The organism is Streptomyces sp. MnatMP-M17 (genome assembly GCF_900091995.1).
Classification (GTDB): Bacteria; Actinomycetota; Actinomycetes; order Streptomycetales; family Streptomycetaceae; genus Streptomyces.
Window position 1 is genome coordinate 1 of sequence record NZ_FMDK01000498.1, and the last position, 2838, is coordinate 2838.

The following is a 2838-nucleotide window of genomic DNA, read 5'->3' on the forward strand; positions in this document are numbered from 1 at the left end:
CCCGGCGCGCGCGCCCTTCGGGAGCCGCGGCCGAACGCGCCCGGCGCGCGCAGCGCTTGCAGGTCCTGGCGCGCCGACGGCGTACCACCGTGGTCCTCTTCCTGACCTTCACGTTCGGCACGATCGTCGCGGCGGTCGGCGGACTCGGCTTCCTCTGGGCGCCGGCGGTCCCGGCCGTACTGCTGAGTACATACATCGTGCATCTGCGCGCCCAGGAGCGGAGGCGCTTCGCGTTCACGATGGACCGGCGCAGGGCCGAGGCGGCGGCGCAGCGGCTCCGCGAGAACCGTCCGCGCCGCCATCTGCCCTCGACGGCGGCCGTGGGCGAGCCCGACGAGGAGCCCGAACCCTGCCCCGAACCGGAACCGGTGCCCACGGTCTCGCCGCAGGAGGCGGGCCGCCGCGCCCTGGTCGAGCAGACCGACCACGCGGAGTGGGTGGACCAGCAGCGCGAACGCGGCCCGGCGAGCGGCGAGAGCTGGGAACCGGTCCCGGTCCCGCTCCCCACCTATGTCACGGCCCCGGTCGCCCCACGCGCCACCAGCGGCGTCGAGGTCGGCGATCCGGAGACCTGGAGCGCGGCCCGCTCGTCCACCGCGGAACCGGCCCCGGACACCACGGCCCCACCCCGCACCCCGCCACCCCGCCGCTCCCGCGACCGAGGCAGAACCCCTCTCTTCGACCAGTACGACGAAGACACCCGCCCCCGCGCCGCCAACGAGTAACCCCGCCCGCCCCACCCGTGACCAGCCCCCCAACGGATTTCCGAGCACGGCGACGAGGGTGCTAAGGTTTCACTCGTTGCAAGGGCCTGTGGCGCAGACTGGTAGCGCACCTCGTTCGCATCGAGGGGGTCAGGGGTTCAAATCCCCTCAGGTCCACAACAGGGCCGTTCACGAGTCAGCTCGTAAGCGGTTCACGAAATCCCGGTCAGACGGTCACCGTCGGGCCGGGATTTTTCTATGTCCGGAGCCGGGCGGCGGGGTGGCTGGGGTGGCTGGGGTGGTGCGCCCCCTTGTGCGCCTGGGGGTGTTTCTTTGCGCCGGGGGGGTGAGGGGGATTCGGCTTTGCGAGGTGCGTGAGGCGCGGGACAGTGAGGGGATCAAAGGGGGAACAATATGACTACTCCGCCTGTGGATGACGGCAAGGGTGTCGGGGAAGACGGTGCGCCGCGTGTGCCGCGGCAGTCGGGAGAGCCGGAGGATTCGGCCCAAGTTTCGGTGCCGCGGGTGGGGGAGGATCAGAACGCCGCCACCCGTTATATGTGCACCGGAGTGCGCCTCTACGAGGGCTTCGCGCGCACTGTGATGAACGAGATGAGCCAGGAGCGGATCAAGGCGCGGGCTCCTTCGTACGGAGTCGATCTCGACCAGGTGCGCGAGCACGCCGAGGGCTCGCTGCGTGATCTGCGGGAACGGGACCGGTATGCCGCCGCGGCGTTTGTGCTCTCCCTGGTGCTGGCGCCCGCGGCCACCGTCATCTACGGCCTCATGTCGGGAGTCATGGGTGGCGGCCTTCAGCAGCGTCTGCCGCTCAAAGGCCGCCTTCCGGCAGGCTCGGCGGGCCACGCGTATCTGACCAAGCCCTCGGACTCGGTGGTCACGACCGTTCTGCGTCCGCTGGTCTTCCAGCTCCCGATGCTCTTCATCGCCTGCTTGATCGGCCAGAACGTGCTGTGGTCGGTGCCGAACCTCGTCATGTCGTACCTGCTGGGCCTGGTGCTGCTGGTCGGCTGTCCCTGGTACTTCACCTACCGGCAGCGCGACGCTGCCTGGAAGGTGGTCAGGGATCGGCTGCGGCCCGGTTCCGAACTCATCGGCAGCGAGGCCGCCGATGACACCAATTTGATCGTCTACAGCGGTTTCACACCGTTCGTCGGAGCCGGAGTGCAGTCCAGCTCATGGTCGTTCGCCACCCGTCTGGTGCCGAAGGGCTCGACGCCGGGCAGCGCCGTGAAGCCGCCTCCGGTGCCGTTCGTATCGTCCGAGCTGGTGGAGCGGCTCGGCGCCGATCTGCTGGAGCTGCGCGCGCAGTCCCCGGTCTCGTCGGACGGCATCGCGGGCATGCAGATCCGCGAGAAGGTCTTTGTGCACGGCTCGGAACTGCTGAACACCAAGCTGCTCCGCCGCGCCGAGATCTGGCCCGGCCGAGGCGCGGGAGCGGGCAGGAAGCGGCCCACCGGCCAACTCCCGCAGGAGACGGTCGAGTCCGTACGCGGACGTATCGACGGACCGGTCAGGCACTGTCTGTCCGTACAGATCCGGAGCTGGGGTACGGATCTGGTCCTCACCGTCTTCGTCCAGGTCGCGGTGAACGGCGGGACGCTCTATCTCCAGACGGACACCAGGGTGCTGCCTCCGGTCAAGGAGGAGTTCCGGGTGGCCGACTCGCTCAGCGCGGTGGAGAGTGACGAGGAGAAGTGGCGCAGGATCGGCGACGCGCTGCTTGCCGCCGGCTCCGTGTCGCTGGCCTCCATGCCTCATGTCATCGCGGAACTGCGCGCCGGCCGGAGGCTGGAGCGGTGGGAGGAGGCCCAGCGCTGGGCCATCCGCCACGACGCGCGGTACGACTACGGCGCGCGCCTCAGTCTGCGGGAGGCCGCCGCGTCGCCCAACTACCGCAACTTCTTCCAGTTCGTGGATGTGACCCGGGCGGGCAAGCAGGTCGAGCTCCAAGTGCTCGGCTCCGTCATGAACTTCCTCGCTGACCATGGCCTGGACACCAGCGATCTGGACGCCCGCAGGACGATGATCCTCAACAACGGCGTGATGATGTACGGCGGTTCCGTCACCGGCAGTATCGCCGCCGGAGCCGGCGCGGCTGCCACGAGCACCGGTC

1 protein-coding gene, 1 tRNA gene and 1 pseudogene are annotated in these 2838 nt (G+C 69.6%); all 3 read left to right on the forward strand.

Annotation, left to right across the window (positions count from 1 at the left end; genetic code table 11):
- Positions 1-725, forward strand: a pseudogene (locus GA0115259_RS22090) (hypothetical protein); the annotation flags it as partial.
- Positions 726-807: 82 nt separating this feature from the next.
- Positions 808-881: transfer RNA gene (locus GA0115259_RS22095), tRNA-Ala, on the forward strand.
- A 348-nt stretch (positions 882-1229) separates the two neighbouring features.
- Positions 1230-2838 (forward strand): hypothetical protein (locus GA0115259_RS22100; protein WP_093599982.1); only part of this gene is annotated, 1609 nt, incomplete at its 3' end.